This is a genomic window from Paenibacillus sp. J2L1-98, assembly GCF_056269405.1.
Genome location: NZ_JBWDNW010000007.1, coordinates 90,349 through 109,043, shown reverse-complemented (window position 1 = coordinate 109,043; position 18,695 = coordinate 90,349). Strand labels below are relative to the sequence as shown.

General features: G+C 41.4%; 17 protein-coding genes. 3 read left to right on the top strand and 14 right to left on the bottom strand.

All coding sequences use genetic code 11. The features are described from left to right. Positions 1-2: 2 nt before the first annotated feature. Together AC0YNZ_RS15450 and AC0YNZ_RS15445 are read right to left on the bottom strand one after the other, a co-directional pair. The gene (locus AC0YNZ_RS15450; protein WP_475827450.1) at positions 3-476 is read right to left on the bottom strand and encodes a PTS sugar transporter subunit IIA; all 474 of its coding nucleotides are present in this window, start codon (positions 474-476) and stop codon (positions 3-5) included. Next, on the bottom strand, positions 469-1,254 hold the full coding sequence (locus AC0YNZ_RS15445; protein WP_475827449.1) for a DeoR/GlpR family DNA-binding transcription regulator: 786 nt from the start codon (positions 1,252-1,254) through the stop codon (positions 469-471). The genes AC0YNZ_RS15450 and AC0YNZ_RS15445 overlap by 8 nt, the downstream gene beginning before the upstream one ends. Before the next feature lie 209 nt (positions 1,255-1,463). On the opposite strand from AC0YNZ_RS15445, the gene AC0YNZ_RS15440 reads away from it, so the two are divergent. After that, positions 1,464-2,402 carry a 1-phosphofructokinase family hexose kinase gene (locus AC0YNZ_RS15440; RefSeq protein ID WP_475827448.1) on the top strand — a complete coding sequence of 313 codons (939 nt, stop codon included), beginning with the start codon at positions 1,464-1,466 and terminating at the stop codon, positions 2,400-2,402. A gap of 3 nt (positions 2,403-2,405) precedes the next feature. After that, complete coding sequence (locus AC0YNZ_RS15435; protein ID WP_475827447.1) at positions 2,406-3,401, top strand: tagatose 1,6-diphosphate aldolase; 996 nt, start codon at positions 2,406-2,408, stop codon at positions 3,399-3,401. Positions 3,402-3,567: 166 nt separating this feature from the next. Here AC0YNZ_RS15435 and AC0YNZ_RS15430 read toward each other — a convergent pair whose 3' ends face one another. The 11 genes from AC0YNZ_RS15430 to AC0YNZ_RS15380 form a co-directional block, all read right to left on the bottom strand. After that, positions 3,568-4,359, bottom strand: coding sequence for a DeoR/GlpR family DNA-binding transcription regulator (locus tag AC0YNZ_RS15430; RefSeq protein ID WP_475827446.1), 792 nt, complete (start codon positions 4,357-4,359; stop codon positions 3,568-3,570). 170 nt (positions 4,360-4,529) lie between these two features. Beyond that, entirely contained in the window at positions 4,530-6,020 is a 1,491-nt protein-coding gene (locus AC0YNZ_RS15425; protein ID WP_475827445.1) for a xylulokinase, read from the bottom strand. Next, on the bottom strand, positions 6,017-7,057 hold the full coding sequence (locus AC0YNZ_RS15420) for a zinc-dependent alcohol dehydrogenase family protein (protein WP_475827444.1): 1,041 nt from the start codon (positions 7,055-7,057) through the stop codon (positions 6,017-6,019). The genes AC0YNZ_RS15425 and AC0YNZ_RS15420 overlap by 4 nt, the downstream gene beginning before the upstream one ends. After that, positions 7,054-7,875: a carbohydrate ABC transporter permease gene (locus tag AC0YNZ_RS15415; protein WP_475827443.1), complete on the bottom strand. Its 822-nt coding sequence runs from the start codon at positions 7,873-7,875 to the stop codon at positions 7,054-7,056. The genes AC0YNZ_RS15420 and AC0YNZ_RS15415 overlap by 4 nt, the downstream gene beginning before the upstream one ends. Before the next feature lie 6 nt (positions 7,876-7,881). Next, on the bottom strand, positions 7,882-8,778 hold the full coding sequence (locus AC0YNZ_RS15410; protein ID WP_475827442.1) for a carbohydrate ABC transporter permease: 897 nt from the start codon (positions 8,776-8,778) through the stop codon (positions 7,882-7,884). Positions 8,779-8,841: 63 nt separating this feature from the next. Continuing rightward, positions 8,842-10,182: an ABC transporter substrate-binding protein gene (locus AC0YNZ_RS15405; RefSeq protein ID WP_475827441.1), complete on the bottom strand. Its 1,341-nt coding sequence runs from the start codon at positions 10,180-10,182 to the stop codon at positions 8,842-8,844. Between the two features lie 374 nt (positions 10,183-10,556). Continuing rightward, positions 10,557-11,489, bottom strand: coding sequence for a sugar kinase (locus tag AC0YNZ_RS15400; protein WP_475827440.1), 933 nt, complete (start codon positions 11,487-11,489; stop codon positions 10,557-10,559). 12 nt (positions 11,490-11,501) lie between these two features. Next, on the bottom strand, positions 11,502-12,467 hold the full coding sequence (locus tag AC0YNZ_RS15395; protein ID WP_475827591.1) for an ABC transporter permease: 966 nt from the start codon (positions 12,465-12,467) through the stop codon (positions 11,502-11,504). A gap of 19 nt (positions 12,468-12,486) precedes the next feature. After that, positions 12,487-13,983: a sugar ABC transporter ATP-binding protein gene (locus tag AC0YNZ_RS15390; protein WP_475827439.1), complete on the bottom strand. Its 1,497-nt coding sequence runs from the start codon at positions 13,981-13,983 to the stop codon at positions 12,487-12,489. 68 nt (positions 13,984-14,051) lie between these two features. Further along, on the bottom strand, positions 14,052-15,017 hold the full coding sequence (locus AC0YNZ_RS15385) for a substrate-binding domain-containing protein (protein ID WP_475827438.1): 966 nt from the start codon (positions 15,015-15,017) through the stop codon (positions 14,052-14,054). Between the two features lie 58 nt (positions 15,018-15,075). Then, positions 15,076-16,077, bottom strand: a complete 1,002-nt coding sequence (locus tag AC0YNZ_RS15380) for a LacI family DNA-binding transcriptional regulator (RefSeq protein ID WP_475827437.1) — start codon at positions 16,075-16,077, stop codon at positions 15,076-15,078. A 311-nt stretch (positions 16,078-16,388) separates the two neighbouring features. On the opposite strand from AC0YNZ_RS15380, the gene AC0YNZ_RS15375 reads away from it, so the two are divergent. Continuing rightward, positions 16,389-17,384 carry a tagatose 1,6-diphosphate aldolase gene (locus AC0YNZ_RS15375; RefSeq protein ID WP_475827436.1) on the top strand — a complete coding sequence of 332 codons (996 nt, stop codon included), beginning with the start codon at positions 16,389-16,391 and terminating at the stop codon, positions 17,382-17,384. 103 nt (positions 17,385-17,487) lie between these two features. Here AC0YNZ_RS15375 and AC0YNZ_RS15370 read toward each other — a convergent pair whose 3' ends face one another. Beyond that, positions 17,488-18,489 carry a LacI family DNA-binding transcriptional regulator gene (locus tag AC0YNZ_RS15370; protein WP_475827435.1) on the bottom strand — a complete coding sequence of 334 codons (1,002 nt, stop codon included), beginning with the start codon at positions 18,487-18,489 and terminating at the stop codon, positions 17,488-17,490. Positions 18,490-18,695 lie beyond the last annotated feature (206 nt).

Sequence of the window (18,695 nt, the reverse complement as noted above, 5' to 3'; positions counted from 1 at the left end):
GTTTACGCCTCCATTTGTACGTTTAGTTTTTGGTCTAGCAACTCGTATGCTTCCTCTATAGAGGACAAGGAAAGAATCTGTTCAATAAACTCCGGATTCTGAATGGAATCAATTAGCGTATTGAGAACGGCAAGATGCTGCTTGCCCTCAGAAAATGCAAGTAAGAAAACAACCCGAACCTCGACCTTGTCTTCCTCGGACCCCATTGCACCAAACTCCACCGGTTTATCCAAAACGAGAAGTCCAAGTTTGTTTTCATTTACATAATCCGCTGGTGTGTGAGGCAAGGCAACACCGATCGGTTCAACTTGAATACCGGTAGCATAATCCGCCTCTCTTGTAATTAGCGCTTCGATGTACTGCTCGTTTGCATACCCTTTTTCAATCGCGATTCGTCCGATTTCATTGAAAACTTCTGTTGTATTGCTAGCTTTTGAATGCAATACAATTAAGTCTCTGTCCAGAACGTTACTCACTTTCATCATTCCCTTCTACTGTTGCAACAATTACAGTTGTGTTTCTGTTTTTCAACTTACGAAGTGTATCCGGCTCAACATTTTCATCAGTTACTAATGTGTCAATTTCCTCAATACTGGCCACTTTATTCATGGCAATCGTATTGAATTTAGAAAAATCAGCCATCATTACTTTTTTACGGCAATGATTAATCATTTGCCTAGAAACTTCTGATTCCCCCATATGAAAATTTGTATAACCCACATCTGGGTCAACCCCGCTAATTCCAAAGAATCCAATATCAACGTATATCGTTTCAATACCTCGGATACTTAATGGACCGTACATAGACTTTTCATTCTTGCGGATCAATCCACCAAACAAGACCACATCGAAGTCAGATGCCTCAACAAGTTCATTCGCTATTGGCAGAGAGTTTGTAACAATGGTTAAGTTATTTTTCTTCAGCAACTCCTGCGCAAAGTACCATGCCGTCGTTCCGTAATCGATATATACCGTATCGCCATCTTTAACAAGCTCAGCTGCCTTTTTTGCAATACTTTGCTTTTCATTTGTATTTGTTATTCGCCGACTGGTATATTTAGTCTCCATATTGGCTTTATTTAAGATTGCGCCACCATGGACTTTCTTGACCAACCCCAACTCTTCCATCTCATAAAGGTCTTTACGGATTGTTTCTCTTGTTACATTCATTGTCTTACTCAGTTCAGATATCTTGACCGAGCGAAATTCCTCTAAGTGCTTCATAATTTCGCCATGTCGCTCATGAGACAGCATGAAATTCCCTCCCCCTTTGTGTGATTTGTAATCGCTTACTCAACTAATTCCTCTATAACTATACGACGAAACGCAAATTATTGCAAATATTAATTTTGCATTTAGTAAATATTATTTTGCATTTTGCAAATAAATACTTTGCATTTTCTTTGCATTGCGATTATGATTGTATTGTCTAAAGATTAGGAAGAGTTGAGGAGTTGTTACACATGATTCATGTAGTGTGCCCTAATCCTGCGCTCGATCGCACCGTATTCTTGAAGAATTTTATTGAGAATGGGGTCAGCAGAGCGAATTCGTCACTTGATCTGTTAGGGGGGAAAGGTTTTAACGTCATCCGATCATTTTTTGTTAATGAGGCTAGACCAGATTTTTGTGTTCATACCCTTCTTGGCGGATACATTGGTGATTATCTCAAAACTTTTATTGAGAATGAGCGAATTACCAGTACTGTAACAACTATCAAAGAAACAACACGCATTTGCACGATTCTCGTTGATGAAGAGCAGAATTATGCTTCACTCATTAATGAACCAGGACCATCTGTCTCAGCAGAAGAAACATCGTCCTTTGTTAAGCGGCTTTTTTCTCAAGTTCAAAGCGACGACATCGTAGTGTTTTCCGGATCCGTTCCCGGAGGTATGGATGAAAGATTTTATCATGACATGATTGTATTGCTTCAGAATAAAGGCGCAAAATGTATTCTCGATTCAAGCAGCGCTTCTCTGAGGGAAGGCATCACCGCAAATCCTTGGTTGATTAAAGTTAACGAGCTTGAGTTTTTTGAGTTGCTCGGCAAAGAAACGGGTCAGCCTGACGCCGAATCGGTAGAGAGAGAGTTACGCAATTGGGAAGGGCCTTCAAACTTTATCGTTACAATGGGCGGAAACGGTTCTTTGGCAAAGTTTGATGGAACCGTCTACAAAGTAGAATTACCTTCGATCCGTGCCACAAATGCGACTGCATCGGGTGATATCTTTCTCGGCGGCTTGACTATGCAAATCAGCAAAAATTGTTCAATTGAGGACGCATTGCAGACCGCGAGCACTTATTCTTTATCGAACTGCTTGTATTGGTACCCCAACATTAATCTATCTGATGTGGAGTACTATAAACCTCAAATAAAAATTACTAATTTAGGAGGCTAACACATGACAAAATTAACGCCAGGCAAACAAAAAGGATTGGAACTTATTTCGGACAAAGACGGCATCATTCTTGCAACTGCAATGGACCAACGTGGCTCGCTCGGCAAAATGATTCAGAAGTATAACGCTAATCTCTCCTACGAAGAAGGACTGAGCCAATTCAAGGCTGGGATCAGCGAAGTGCTAGGAAATCATTCTTCTTCTCTTCTTCTTGACCCGGAATATGGTTGGGAAGCCGTTAAAAAACTGAATAAAGATATCGGACTTATCATGGCGTATGAAAAAACCGGCTATGACGAAAACGGCAAAGGCCGACTGCCTAACCTAGTCGATAATTATGCGGTTCAGGATCTTGTTCAAGAAGGCGCTTCAGCATTGAAGGTCCTCATCTACTATGATCCAAACGAAGAAGAACAATACAACAAAATCAAAAATGCCTTCATTAAACGTGTTGGTGACGAGTGTAAACAAAACGACCTGCTCTTCATTCTAGAACCGGTATCGTACAGTGCGGCGGGACTATCTGTAAAGAGTGCGGAGTTTGCAAAAGCAAAACCAGCCATTATTGAATTCTTCATGGAAGAATTCTCGAAGCCCGAGTATGGCATTGACCTGCTTAAAGTGGAAGTTCCCGTATCGATCTTCAATATTCATGGCTATGAGCATTACAACAACTATCAACCTGTGTTCACAAAAGAAGAAGCGGCTGAGTTCTACCGTCGCAGCTCCGAGAAAAGCAAATTGCCTTTCATTTACCTGAGCGGTGGTGTTACCAATGAGCAATTTATTGATACCCTGCACTTTGCAAAAGAAGCTAAATCGGAATTTTGCGGCGTACTATGCGGAAGAGCAACTTGGAATGATGCGGTGAAGCCTTTCGCCGAAGAAGGCGAGAAGAAGTTCTATCAGTGGCTGCAGACCGAGGGCATCAGCAACCTCGACAAATTGAAAGTTGCTGTTGCAGAAACTGCCTCCTCCTGGTTAAGTTTCTCCCGATAATCAAAATCCCCCTGCGAGGATGATCGCAGGGGGATTTTGATTATCGGATTGAATTACAGTCAAATGTTTAGAGCTTCGGTTTAGAATTCCTGCTGAATACTTCTTAAATAAAAATTTCCCCTGTGTGATCAAACACAGGGGAAAAGTTATAAACTGCAATAAAGACTTACGCGAGTATCACTTGAATACCTCTTTCTCGAAGCTTTAATACATCTTCTTCAGGTGCCTTTTTGTCGGTTATTACCGTATGGATTTGATCAATACTTACCATCCGATAAAAAGCGACTTGATTGAATTTGCTATGGTCGGCAAGTACGACAACATGCTTGGCGTTCTCAATTAGCTTCCGAACTACCCGAGCCTCTTCCATGCTGGGGGTTGTCATGCCCTCATCGAAACTAAATCCATTCGTACCAAAAAAAACGTATTCAGTGTATACACCATCGAGTGATTTCTCTGCAGTTTCCCCAACGAGTGCATATGTATTGGGGCGAATATGTCCACCTGTGAGAAATAATTGAGTTCCATTCGATGCCATTAATTCAGCAGCTACGTTCATTGCATTAGTTACGACGGTCAAGGCGGTTCGGTCTTTAATCTTCTTGGTCAAATGGCTAACCGTTGTTCCTGAGGACAGTGCAATTACCATGCCATCGCGTATAAGCTTTGCGGCTTCTGTGGCAATGGCTAATTTCTCCTCGGTTAACTGATCCGCCTTCTCCACGAAAGAAGGCTCAAAGAATAAATGATCCTCATTTAGGACAGCTCCACCATGGCTGCGTTGCAGCAGTTTATCACGCTCAAGTTTCTCTAAGTCTTTTCGTACTGTTACCTCAGAAACGTCCAACTCAGAACTTAAAAACGATACCTCAACCATTTTATGAGCTCTAAGGTAATCCATAATGAATTGATGACGTTCCAAGCTAAGCATTTTCCGATGTCTCCGTTCTTCTTGCATCCGAAACTTCCCCTTCGATTCGGTCAACTTTTCACCTTTGTATTGTTCCGAATCATTTCGCTTTTCCTCACTTTCTAGTATAGGGAGTACAGAATGAAATAGCAATCTGTTCTGTTCCAAACTTAGGTGAGTTTGGTTTAAGGAGAGGAGGGTTCGGTTACGGTTTCTCATTAACCCACCATTGGAAACAAATCTTTCAATCTGTTATAGGTATCCAAATAAAGTTCATAATACCTAGAGTATACTCCCTCATACACTTGATTAGGCAATTGCTCCCTTTGTATCCGAACGGTCCTCTGCACTGCATCTTGAAAGCCACTATAGACGCCTGTACCTACACCTGCTAGAATGGCAGCGCCAAGCGTCGCAGCGGAATCAGAATAGGGTATTTTAAATGATTTGCCCGTAATATCTGCTTTAATTTGAGTCCAGAGCACACTATTGGCCGCCCCGCCTACACTATGAAGAACGTTAACGGGGACTCCGCTCTCTTCCGCCGTTTTTAAATTATGTTGAAGTGCGAATGCACACCCTTCCATGATGGCGCGGAACATATGGCCCCGGGTCGTTTCAAAAGATAATCCCATGAAGACACCTTTTGCTTCAGGGTCCCATATCGGAGAGCGCTCTCCAGCCATATAAGGCAAAAATAATAGCCCTTCGCTCCCCGCTTTTACTCGCTCTGCTTCTATATTTGCCAAATCGAAAAAATTATCTGAAGTTACACCGCCAAACTCTCGTTTCATCCAGTTCAGACTGCCTCCGCCGACAGTTCCGCCCTGTAAAATCCATGTGTTGGATACTACATGACGACTTAAAATAAGTTTTTCATTTTTAACGGCCCTGTCCATTACGATACTCATTCCACCGGCTTGACCACCTTGCTCCTGAACCTCGCCTGGAGATATTGCTCCTGCTCCAAGTGTTGCACAAGCAGCGTCAAGTCCTCCCGCTACTACTGGCGTACCCGGTGCAAGGCCAGTGACGGATGCCGCGTATGCAGTCACCTCACCGACGATAGCGCTACACTCATATATGTCCGGAAACAGTTCCGGAGCGATCCCAATACGCTCAGCAATATTGTAATCCCATGCACCCTTTTCAATGTCAAAAATGTGGAGCCCATTACCTTGGGACATGTCCTGCGAATACATTCCTGACAACTTATACACAATATAACTGTTACATTGTAAAAACTTACGTGTTTTCCTATATACTTCTGGTTCATTTTCTTGGAGCCACCGAATTTTCCCCGTCACATACGAAGGTGCTACAGGGTTGCCGGAAACAGCAAACAAAGTCTCCTTGCCTACAGTTTCTGTTATCCAAGCGCATTGTTTCACGCTTCTTCGGTCTAACCATATCATTGCATTACGCAATGGCATACCATATTCGTCCATAGGAATAGCTGCACCACTTTGCCCATCTACACCTATTCCTTTAATGCGCCGCGGGTCTATACCTGTTGTTTTTAGCATTTGTCTCATACTTTGACAGACTGCGTCCCACCAATCCTCAGGATTTTGCTCAGCGAAACCCGGCTCAGAATAGATGGTCATATAAGTAGATGTTCCCTGATATAACACTTCTCCATCAACTGAAAATAATGCCACCTTACAACCAGATGTACCAATATCAATTCCGACTAAATAATCACTCAACTCAACATTCCCCTTTCCACAGGAGACTGAGGAAGCCGTACAACTGCTTTAATGATATCTTTATCCCTGTTGCCCTCTAGAACATCCTTAGTGTCCACAAGAGCGATCTCCGCCAAAAGGGGGGCAAGCTGAAATTGTCCTGATTCAATTAAGCGTATAGCTCTCTTTTGAGTATCGGGATACGTAAAAGAACCAATGATTCGCAGCTCTTTACGAAATACATCAAATGGCTCGATGGCCACGCCTTTTCCTTGAGGATATGCTGCAAAAAGCAAGATGTCACCGCCGCGTTTAGTCGCGACGATGCATTGCTGAAGCACTTTACCAACACCCGCACAATCAACCGTCACGTCCATATCTGCTAATGCCGCTACAGCATCTGGATTGTCGATGGGGTCTATTGTTTTAAAGCCCATTCCTTCGGCTACCCGTCGCTTCATCTCCTGAGGCTCAATGAGGACGATTTCGGAAGCACCTTGTAATCGCATCGCTTGAAGCATTAACTGTCCGATAAACCCGCCGCCAAATACTGCAGCACGGTAACCCGCTTTTACTTGCAAACGATCCAGTCCATGTAACACACAAGATACCGGCTCAGTTAGACAAGCATGAATCGGATTCGTGTCTTTTGACATCACATAGAGCAGTTCTTCGGGAACCACACAATAAACGGATAATCCCCCATTCAAATCAACACCAAGCGCTTTCATGCCGCTGCACAGATGAGGGTTCCCCTGCAGACAGGAATCACAATGCCCGCACCAGATATTAGGATTCACAGTAATTAGATCGCCAACAGTTGCATGCCTAACTTCCTCTCCAACTTTCTCGATCACGCCAGCGAATTCATGTCCGATTGATACCGGAAAATTGGCCGGATAGGTTCCATGATAAATATGCCGGTCTGTTCCGCAAATACCACAAGCGGATACTTTAACTAATACGTCTCCAGCTCCAATCGTAGGGGGTTCTACATATCGAATTTCCATTTGGCCCGGTTTATTGAGTACAAGTGATGCACATTTACCCTCGCTCATTTCACACCTCCCATGGTCATACCCTGAACCAAGTATTTTTGTATGCAGATTCCGAAAATAATTACCGGCAGTACAACCAAAGTTCCGGCAGCTGCGATTTCTCCCCAGCGGATTCCCTCAAATGTAATGAAGCTCGTAATCGCTACAGTTGCCGTCTTCGTCTTATCGCCAGTTAAGATCAGAGAGTAAAGGAATTCGTTCCAAGACATAATGAATGAGAATATACTTGCCGCAGCAATACCTGGTGCCGATAACGGAATGGTTACACGAATAAATGCCATGAGCCTCGAGACACCATCAATTCGTGCAGCATCTTCAAGATCAACTGAAACACTTTCAAAATAACTTCTCATCATCCAGAGGATAAAGGACAGGCTGAAGGTCATATAGACTAAGACTAGTCCCAACGTGGTATCTAAAAGGTTAAACTGTTTGAAAACCAGGTAAAAAGGAAGAATAACCATTATTGGCGGAGCCATACGCGTTGAAAGGACCCAGAAAGCAAAGTCTTCTTTCTTACGCATGGGAAAACGGACAAGAGCGTATGCTGCGGGAATACCCAGCAACAGGCTAAAGAAGGTGCTTAAGAAGCCCACCTTAATACTGTTCATATAGTAATGAAGGAAAGATCCGTCTTCAAAAACTTTTGCGTAATTGACGAATGTAGGATTGAAGATGAATTTAGGAGGTAGACTGAACGCATCAACCCGAGTTTTTAGAGAAGTCATACCAAGCCAAAGTAACGGGAATACAAACCCTACCATCATTACCCATAATACACTGTTAAGTAGAGCATCTTTTAATCTGTTTTTCTTCAAGTATGCTCACCCCTTCCTAGCCAAGTTAATTACAGTTTTCGAAATAAAGGTGATGATGAACAGCATGGTAAGTCCCAGAGACGCTGCATATCCCACGTTCATGAAATTAAAGCCGGTAAGGTAACCAAACATATTTAACGTTTCCGTAGCTGTACCCGGTCCGCCTTTGGTCATGACATAAATCGTATCGAACCAGCGGAACAAATCCATAAAACGGAACACGAACGCTATCACAAGGTAAGGTTTAATTAACGGTAAGGTCAGATGTAAGAACTTTTGAAACGATGAAGCACCATCAACGGTTGCCGCTTCATAAGGCTCGTCAGGAAGTGACTGTAAGCCAGCAAGAACAACGAGACCGACAAACGGCGTCCATTCCCATACATCTACTGCAACCACTGCCCAAATAGCTGTATTTTCACCGGCTAACCAAGCTTGCGGTTCAAATCCTAATTGACCAAGTGCATAATTTATGAAACCAAACTGCGGATCGAACAACATAACCCAGATCAACCCGACGACTACCGGTGTTGTAATCGTAGGCAAAAGGAAAAGAGTCTTTGCCAAGCCGCTGCCAAAAAATTTTCTAGACATAAGAAGAGCCAGAATTACTCCAAGGATCATTTCAATGATGAGGGAAGAAAGCATAAAGGTAAAAGTAATCTTCAAAGAACCCCAGAATCGGGAATCCTGAAACATGTATAGGTAATTTCCAATGCCGTTAAAATGTTTGTTAAAAGGCTCAGACAACAGGTAGTATTGTGAACTTGTATATAGGGCATACAGGGTCGGAAAAACAGTTACGGCTAAAAGAAAAATAAAAATTGGTGCGATTAAAACCCGATAGGCAGAATCTGTTTCTAATTCAAGCAATAACTTTAACCGTTTCTTGGATACATTCATGCTGATTCCCCTCCATAACTCACACGCAGGGCGGTCTACAAACCGCCCGCATGTGCATTCTCTTTATTTCATTTGAAAAAATGGTTCGACATCTTTTTGCGCCTGATCCAGTGCCTCTTGGGCTTTTCTGCCGGCCAACACTTCACTGACTGCAATGCCCAGACGGTCACCCAGTCGCTTCCACTCTTTTACGCGAGGACGATAATCCGGATTTGCCTTATCCATGCTTGCAATCGTCACATCAATCCAGCCTGGATAGTTGTACTTATCCCTGAAGCCTTGGTCTTCCCATACCGACTTACGAGTTGCATCACCGCGAAGACCATCAATAGCCGTCTTCAACTGAATCTCTTTGCTCGTTGCCCATGCCGCGAATTGGAATGCCGCTTCTTGGTGTTTAGAACCTTTAGGAACAACCAAACCTGCTGTATATACGCTTGGAGAGTTACCTGCTGGTCCGCTAGGTACTGGCGCATAACCGATTTTCCCTACAACCTTCGAGTTTTCCGGGCTCTCTACACGCGGCGCAAAGTTCGTCGCATCGATTGCCATAGCTACAGTTCCCTGCTGAACGGCGAGCTGCACTTGGTCCCAGCTGAAATTAGCGCCGCCTTGCGGAGCGTAATTTCTAATCAAGTCTGCGTACACTTCCGTTGCTTTTACAGCTTCTGGGCTGTTCACAACAGGCTGTCCATTCTCCAACCATTTACCGCCATAAGCATTGTAGAAACCAGCCCATACATAAATGTTCATGCCTTCACCACGTGCACCGCGGAGTGCAATCCCGTATTTGCCATCCTTAGTAAGTGCTTTTGCGTTAGCCACCAACTCGTCGATTGTCGCTGGCGGGTTTTTAATCCCGGCTTGTTCGAACATTTCTTTGTTATACATCAACATCGTGCTTTCACCATAGAAAGGAAAACCATACGTCTTATCTTCCCATTTGAAGGCGTTCAAGAACCCTTCCATGAAATCGTTTGATTGTACCGTCTCTTCATTTTTAGCGATGTAATCATCAATTGGAACGACCCAACCAACTCTTGCATATTGGGTTGTAAACATCATATCCATCATGACAATGTCATACTGGTCAGAGTTAGAAGCAAGGGCAAGCTCAGTTTTGGAGTGAAGTTCTTCTTGAGGCAGAATATCGAATTTCACATGAATGCCAGTTTGTTTTTCAAACTCAGGAAGCATTGCCTTAATGGCATCTACAGCCGTATGTTGTTGCATGGCTGCAGTTATTGTAACTTTCTCTTTCGGCTCCGTTGCTGTGGCATTACCCGTTTGTGTTTTTGTGTTACTTCCGGAGTTATTACCTGACGAACACGCAGCCAATAAAATTGAAAACACCATCAGACACGCCAACACGATCGAAGTCTTGTTTCTCCATTTTTTCTTCAAAATAATAACCTCCCTTTAATAAATGAAACCGCTAACAAAAATCACTGTTAAAGCAATGTAATTACAGAGCTTCATCACCTCCTAAAAGAGTTACAAGAAATCAAGTTAACGCTTACATTTTCGCAAAAAATATTTACTACTTCGTTATGGATATAAAATACTTTGGTAAACAATTTTCTTTAATTTCGTTTAACTTCGTTTAGTTATCTTTAACTTCGTTTCATATGTATCATAGTTTCTAAGCAAAGAAATGTCAACAACAAAGTTTTGTTTTGTTGCAAAATAATTCGTTTAGTTTCGTTTCGCTATGTACAACGAAAAAAATCAGCATTAGGCATAATGCCCAAAGCTGATTTTTTGTTCGTTCATAATTTTCAAGCGGCCAAATAAGCATCTAATTCTTCTAGTGTAACGGTGCCTTCCATCGGACCTTTTTTTGTAACAGACAAGGCACCTGCGGCATTTGCATATTTTGCTGCCTCGGCAATAGACCAACCCTGATTGAGTAGCGATACTAAGGCCCCTGCAAAGCAGTCACCAGCCCCAGTGGGATCGACCTCATTGACTTCATGGGGCGCTAAGTCGATATAACCATCCGCCTCATATACTCTGCACCCTTTGCTTCCTCTTTTAACGATAACACATGCAGCTTTTTCACCCAGGATGGCCCGTACCGCTGACTCTTCATCATTATTTCCGGTAATGAATTGCAGCTCTTCTTGGCCTGGAAGAAAGATGTCACAGTTTTCCAAAGCAAATAAAACAAATTGCTTTAAATCCTTATTTTCCATAAGTTCTTTACGCACATTTGGATCGAAGGAGATTTTAACGTTTTTTTGCTTGGCGATGATGATAGCCTTACGCAGCACAGACATCATCTCGTCATTAAAAGCCGAACAACCTACAATATGCAAATAATTACAACCTTCAAATAACTCATCCGTTACATCATCCTTCGAAATATAAGCGCTGGCTGACTCTTTAATCGTATAGATAAAATCACGTCCGCCATCTGGTTTATACGTGACAAATGCAATACCTGTCGTTTTCTCGGACAGAAGTCCAATTTGACTTACATCCACACCATCCTTTTTCAACCGGTTTACATTAATCCTGCCAAAACCATCATCGCCGACTTTTGATAAAATTCGGCACGAGCTGCCTAACTTGGCAGCTTGATCAATGAATATTGCCGGTGCCCCGCTAGGGAATGGCCCTTGAAATTCTCCTGTTTCTGAAAATTCTTGACCCACTTCCTTAGCCATTACCTCAACTAAAATCTCACCTATTGTTAGAATCTCCGCCATCTCGTTTTCTCCTTAAGCCAGTCTCTTTTTATTTCTGACATCAACATAAACCGCAACCAATATGACTAACCCTTTTACAATTAACTGATAAAAATATGGAACATTCATCAAGTTCATACCGTTGTTAATAACGCCAATAATAATTGCGCCAAGCAAGGTACCCAGCATGCGTCCGCTACCGCCACTTAGACTAGTTCCTCCAAGTACAGCCGCAGCAATTGCGTCAAGCTCATAGCCGACCGCTGCATTCGGTTGAGCTGAATATAGACGTGATGCAAGAATTAAACCACTGATAGCAGCCATTGAACTTGTAATAACATAAACCCAAATTTTTATTTTGGTTACGTTGATGCCTGCATACACAGCGGCCTCCTCATTACCACCGCTGATATAAGCACGTCTTCCAAATTTTGTTTTCGACAAAATCACATGATTAATAATGAAAAGTGCTATAAGAATTAAGATTGGAATGTGTATTCCAAGAAAAGCATTATTTCCGAGTGCTAAAAAAGAAGGACTGCTAATGGATACAGGTATACCATCAGTCGTGATATAAGCGATTCCACGGAAGATGCCCATCGTTGCGACCGTAACGATAAAGGCTGGAATATGGAGTTTAGAAATCAACACACCATTGAAAGCACCTAATAAAACCCCAATCACCAGAACAGCCAGAATCACGACTAGAAATGGAAGATTCATTTGCAGCAACAAAGCCGCGGCTGTACCCGACAAAGCTATCGTTGATCCTATCGACAAATCAATTCCGCCAATAATAAGAGCATACGTCATCCCAAAAGCACATATCGCAATAATTGAAACCTGAAGTATGATATTTAATAAATTGTTGACGGAAAGAAAAACCGGAGATGAGATCGAAAAAATAATCATAAGCATAACGAGCCCGGTAAGAATACCACCGTAATTTTTTATAAACGAAAGATCCCTCAACTTCCAATTCTTTTTAACCAGTGCCATACTGTTGCTTTTCATCACGCTATTTCCCTCCTGTCGCATAAAGCATGACTTCATCTTGCGTAGTCGTTTCATGTGATACCTCAGTTACAATTTGTCGGTTTCTCATAATAAGCATCCTGTCACTCATATACAGTACTTCCGGAAGTTCCGAAGAAATCATAATGATCGCAACCCCCTTGCGGGCCAGTTGTCTCATGAGTCTGTAGATCTCATTTTTCGAACCTATATCTATACCCCTCGTTGGTTCATCGAGGATTAGAATGTCCGGATTCGTTTCTAACCACTTTGCTAAAACAACCTTCTGCTGATTTCCCCCACTCAAGTTTCGGACGGTTTGATTAATACCAGACGTTTTAATATTTAAGCTTACAACCGCATTTTGTGATACCTTATTTTCCAACGAATCATTAATCAATCCCGTTTTGGATATTAGATTGTCTAAACTCAAAACGGTTATATTTCTTTTCACGGTGTCTGATACAACAAGACCTTGTTCTCGACGATTCTCAGTAATGAAAGCAATTTTATTACGGATTGCATCTTGTGGTTTTCTTATTACCACTTCTTTTCCCTTGATCTTCATTTTCCCGCTATCGGGCTTGGTAATGCCGAAGATAGCTTCCGCAAGTTCCGATCGGCCAGCGCCCATTAATCCGAAAATCCCCAGTATTTCGCCTTCTCTTACGGAGAGATCAATATGTTCAAACTTTCCGTTTTTATTAAAGTTTTGAATTTCTAATATCATTTTCGAGCCTACATCATAATCTCGTTTCGGAAAGACGTCTGTAAGTTCCCGACCTATCATCATGTGGATCAATTTATTTATATCAGCATTAGCTTTTTCTACTGTATCGATATAAGTGCCGTCTCGCATGACTGTAATTTCATCTGATATCCGAAGAAGTTCATCCATTCGATGAGAGATATAAATAATTGCCACACCTTGAGCTTTTAATTTTTCAATATTATGAAATAAAATCTCTGTTTCTTTACTGCTCAGAGCAGAAGTTGGTTCATCCATAATAATCACTTCTGATTTAAAGGATAACGCCTTTGCAATTTCCACCATTTGTTGTTGGGAAATACTCAAATCCTTTACTAGTGTGGTGGGTGATACATCTAACTCCATCTGCTTCAGCAGTTCTTGCGCAGTTTGATTTAATTTTTTATCATCGATAAAAAAACCATTGGCCGGCTCGCGATTTGCATAAATATTTTCAGCTACACTCAGATTAGGACATAAGCTAAGTTCTTGATAAATAATACTAATTCCTCGTTCTTGTGCATCTTTCGGATTTTGAAGTCGAATAATTTCACCCTTATAAACGATTTCACCTTGATCTGGCTGATGGACACCAGAAATAATCTTCATAAGAGTGGATTTCCCTGCTCCATTCCCACCCAAAAGGGTATGCACCTGTCCTTTTTTTATTTTCAAGTCAACCTTCTGAAGAGCCAACACACTTCCAAACGACTTCCTAATGTTTCTCAATTCCAGTATTGTTTCTCCACTCATAACAACACCTCTAATCAGATAATGATATGCCTCCTGGTTATGCACCAGGAAGGCATATTGCAAACACCTTACTTCCTCTCTCCATCCTTAGCAAAAACACCTGGTGTGATCGGAATTACTTTCTCAACAGACTCTTTATTAATGACCTTTAACGCGGCATCTACACCTTGCTTCCCGATCTCATCCGGGTGTTGAGTGATAACCGAGAAGAATGCTTTATCTTTTGTAACAGCATCTCTTGCTTCTTGCATGCCATCAAAACCAATTACATTAATTTGACCTTCTTTGCCTGAAGCCTTAATCGCTGCAACTGCTGCCAACGCGGCATCATCACCGAAACCGAAGATTCCCGCAAGATCGCTGTTAGATTGAATCATATTTTGTGCTGCAGTCAATGCTTCAGGACGTGTGATGCCTGGTTGTTCAGCAACAATCTCAATATCAGGATATTTAGAAATTGCTTCCTTAAAACCAGTTACACGGTCAATAACCGATTGTACGGTAGGGTACGAAATGATCGCTACCTTTCCTTTTTTGCCAATTGCTTTTGCCATTTCATCCCCAGCAATCCTACCGCCTTCTAAGTTGTCAGTTGCTACGTGCGCGTCCGTCTCTATACCAGCAGCTGCAATATCCACAGTAATTACAGGAATGTTAGCGGCTTTTGCTTTACTGATCGCTCCGGCCACGCCCTTAGAGTCAACTGGACTCAATATAATTGCATCAACCTTTTTTGTAATAAAGTCCTCAATATCAGAAAGCTGTTTATTAAGGTCTTGGTTAGCTACTGAAACTTGAATATCGACACCCTTTGCATTTGCCTCAGCCTCCATTGCATCCTTAAGCGAGACGTAGAATGGATGTTGTTGAGTCAATAGCGATGCTCCAATAACAATCTTTTTCGAGCTAGTGTTCTCAGCTTGAGTAGAAGTTCCTGTATCGCCTGTTGGGGCTGAGTTATTACCACAAGCACCCAAAAGAACTACAAATGAAACTAAAAGCGCTTTCAGACCACCCTTTAAAATACTTTTCATCTTTTTCTTCCTCCTTTTATTTCGAAAAAATATTGCAACAAACTATAGAAAACCCGGTCTAAAACATAGTTTTGACCGAATCTGTTGCCTTTAGTTGGGTCTTCAGCCTTTGAATCAGTGGAAACCTTGTATAATCCCCTTCGATTCTTTTCAATAACACTTCTGCAGCTTGTATGCCGATTTCACGTGATGGTTGTACTACGACTGACAAAGGTGGATTAAACATTTGAAATAGTTCTGTTTGGTCATACCCGCATAAAGAAACATCCTTGCCTATTTGTAAGCCTTGCTCCATCAACACTTTCATCGAATTAACAGTGATCGGATAGTTTGTTGTGAGTATTGCCGTTGGTTTATCCTGCAAGCTCATCAATTGATTAAAAGCTTCAATACCACCGTTATGAGAATATTTTGAGAAAACGATATATTCATGCTTCACTTCAATGTTGTAGTCCTGCATTGCTCGAAAATATCCCGTCAACCGTTCTTTAGCCGTGTATATTTCTTGTGGTCCTGCAATAATGCCAATCTTATGATGCCCTTTGTTGATGAGCATCTCAATAGCCATATATGCACCGTTGACGTTGTCACATACAACCGCATCCAGCTCACAACCATCGACTAAGCGATCAATTAATATAACCGGGGTTCCGCCTTCAACAATTTCATCAATCGCAAGTTCAACGGATGTTACTGGCATTACAATAATTCCATCTACACATTTGTTCTTAAGATACCTTAGCTTTTCTGCTTCCTGAATTAGATTCTCATTGGAACAACAAATGACAATTCCATAATTTGTTGGGATGAGTACTTCCTCAATCCCCTCAATCACTTGGGTACAAAACAAATCACTTATTCTTGGAATAAGAACTCCAACTGTAAAAGTCTTATTTGTTCTTAACCCCCTAGCTATTGGATTAGATGTGAAATTCAACTGCATTATTGCGTCTTTGATCTTGATCTGATTGATTGCTTTAATTTTGTATCCATTGATATACCTTGAAACCGTCCCAACAGATACATCCGCAAGCTTTGCCACATCCTTGATTGTAGTCAATTTCTCACCCACTCAAACTTGAATCGATTCATTTTATTGTGATGACATAAAATAATGAAACCGCTTTACACGTTCAAATATACTGCTTGATTCCGTTTTCAGTCAATACTTTTTTGCAATATTTTTATTTTTACTTATTTTTAGTTACTTTAACTTTCCTTTTATTCACTTTACGAAAGACTTTATTTAAAATTTAACTTGAAACGATTCATTTTTTGGATTAAAATAATCGTGGCGCATCCGCTTCGTTTGTCTTAGTTGCAGACCGCCTTTAGCTTAATAAAATATTAAATCATATAGGGAGGCTCGACATGATCAAACTAACACCAGGTAAACAAAAAGGGTTGGAACTAATTTCGGACAAAGACGGCATCATTCTTGCAACTGCGATGGACCAAAGGGGGTCCCTCGGTAAAATGATTCAGAAGTATAACGCGAATCTCTCTTACGAAGAAGGACTGAGCCAATTCAAGGTTGGAATCAGTGAAGTTCTCGGCAATTATTCCTCCTCCCTTCTGCTTGACCCGGAGTACGGTTGGGAAGCTGTAACAAAACTGAATAAAGATATCGGACTTATCATGGCGTATGAAAAGACCGGCTATGACGAAAACGGTAAAGGACGGCTGCCTAACCTGGTCGATGATTATGCAATTCAAGATCTTGTTCGTGAAGGCACTTCGGCATTAAAGCTCCTTATCTACTACGATCCAAACGAAGAAGAACAGTTTAACAAAATAAAAAATGCCTTTATTAAACGCGTTGGCGATGAATGTAAACAAAACGACCTGCTCTTCATTCTAGAACCGGTATCGTACAGTGCTGCGGGCCTTTCTGCAAAGAGTGCGGAGTTTACAAAAGCAAAACCTGCCATTATTGAATACTTCATGGAAGAATTCTCGAAGCCCGAGTACGGCATTGACCTGCTTAAAGTAGAAGTGCCGGTCTCGATCTTCAATATTCAAGGTTATGAGCAATACAGCAATTATCAACCAGTGTTCACAAAAGATGAGGCGGCTGAATTCTATTTTCGCAGCTCCGAAAAAAGTAAATTGCCATTCATTTATCTGAGCGGTGGTGTCACCAATGAACAGTTTATTGACACGTTGTATTTCGCCAAAGAAGCTAAATCGGAATTTTGTGGTGTGTTGTGCGGAAGAGCAACTTGGAATGATGCGGTGAGGCCTTTCGCCGAAGAAGGTAAGGAGAAGTTCTATCAGTGGCTGCAGACCGAAGGCATCAGCAACCTCGACAAATTGAAATTGGCCGTCGCTGAGACTGCTTCCTCTTGGAAGAAATTTTCTCGATAATACAAAATCCCCCCTATGTTGATTTTCGCAGGGGGGATTCCACAATTAAACCAATCCTTTAAAACATACATTCATCATTTTGATGGGGAATTATTAATTTGGACTAACCAATTGTCTTAATTGACTCCGAAGTAAGCAACTGAGTTTTTAGTCGTTTTATCTGAGGCGCCCCGTCGTACTCCCCATTCATTCTTTGAAGCAGTATTTTTCCCGCTTCAATCCCCATTTCCCGTGTAGGTTGTACAACAACGGATAATGGAGGATTAAACATTTCAAACAATTCAGTCTGATCATAGCCACACAACGATATGTCTTCACCTATAACAAGCCCTCGTTCCATTAGAACTTTCATAGAGTTAACAGTCGTTGGATAGTTAGTTGTAAATATAGCCGTTGGTCTCTCTTTAAGATCTAACAGCTTATTGATTGCCTCTCTTCCGCCATCTCTTGTATAAGGAGCATATGCAATATAATCGTCAATAACTTCTATATTGTAATCATCCATTGCTCGTATATAACCATTTAACCGCTCTTGGGCGGTATAAATGTCTTTGGGACCCGCAATAATCCCGATCTTACGATGGCCCTTATTAATCATCATTTCTACAGCAGAATAAGAGCCATTCACATTATCGCATACTACTGCATCAAGGCTCAGTCCCTTTACGAGCCGATCAATTAATACTACTGGAATATCTTTATCCATAATGACACTATGATTAAGTTCAGTGGAGCTTACCAGCATGACAATAAGACCATCTACCATCTTGTTCTTAAGGTAGGTCAACTTTTCTGTTTGTTGAACAATATTATCGTTTGCACTGCAAATCACAATTCCATAATTCATGGGATTAAGGACCTCTTCAATCCCTTCGATGACCTGAGTACAAAAAATATCAGTTATACGAGGAATCAGAACACCTACCGTGTATGTTTTACTTGTTCGAAGACCACGGGCAATTGGGTTAGATGTAAAGTTTAATAATTTTATAGCTTGTTCAATCTTCTCTTGATTACTTTTCTTAATTTTATATCCGTTAATAAATTTCGATACGGTTCCAACTGAAACATTGGCTTGTTTTGCAACATCCTTAATTGTCGGCATAAGAAATCTCCATAATTACGACCTAATAATCTTAAAACGATTTGATTTATTACATACCATGTATAATCATCGATTGTCAATTTAAATTCATCCTCAACCCCTTCCCGTAGCGTGGCAACTTTTAATTCAGTAATTATTCAGACTTTATTAGTATCCATAAAAAGAAAATTCGGAAATCATGGCTTCGAAGATTCCTTAAGCGTAAA